General features: G+C 34.1%; 1 pseudogene. It reads right to left on the bottom strand.

Going from position 1 to position 820, the window contains the following annotated elements:
* Positions 1–529 (bottom strand): annotated as a pseudogene (locus tag ACFIK8_RS10795) (homoserine dehydrogenase); the annotation flags it as partial.
* Between the last annotated feature and the right edge of the window lie 291 nt (positions 530–820).

Here is an 820-nt window from a genome sequence, read left to right as displayed (position 1 = left end):
ATGAAAGACCTTCAGTAAATATGCGTGTTAATATATAGTTGCAGGTTCCATTTAGAATGCAATAAATTCCTGACATATGATTACTGGAAAGTGATTCTTCCATCGCTTTTATAACAGAAATTCCACCCGCAACGGCAGCTTTAAAATGAAGAAAAGGCGTTTTTCTTCTGAATGAAAGCAAATTCCATCTCATGTTTAGCCAGAAGAGCTTTATTGGCAGTAACAACATGATTCCTCACCTCAAGCGCTTTCTCAACAGCTCCATGCACAACATCTAATTCACCTCTAATTAACTCAACAAAAACGTCAATTTTACCAGATACTGCCATTTCTACAGGTGAATCAAACCATTTGACATCACCCAAATCAATTCCACGGTTACGATCTTTATCATGCGTGCTAACAGCAACAACTTTGATTAGTCTTCCACAGTAGGAAGCCAAACTTTTTGCTTTTTCACGTAAAATCCGAATACTGAAATACCAACCGTACCGAGGCCTCGAATGCCAATTTTTAAGGCATCTGCCATTTTCTCACTGTTTATCTTTTATTTTCACTGAAAAACATCTAAGTGATACACAAATCAACGCAAACAATTTTTATAATCAAATACAATTCAAAGAAGTTATCTGCTCTATTCAACTCAACTTTTTTCTAGTACAATAAAAGCCGCTTGTTCAACAGAAATTCCTTAAGAACATGAATATTCATATTTTTCAAAAACTAAGAGTCCCTCTAAAAACAACTGATCCAGATATTGAAAATTGGAAATAAAAAGGTAGAATTCCCTAAATTTTTAACATCGCATATTTTTAGTTAT

Source organism: Bartonella sp. MR168JLCBS (assembly GCF_042194175.1).
Note: the sequence above shows the minus strand (reverse complement) of the source record. Positions and strands in the feature narration are given on the sequence as shown.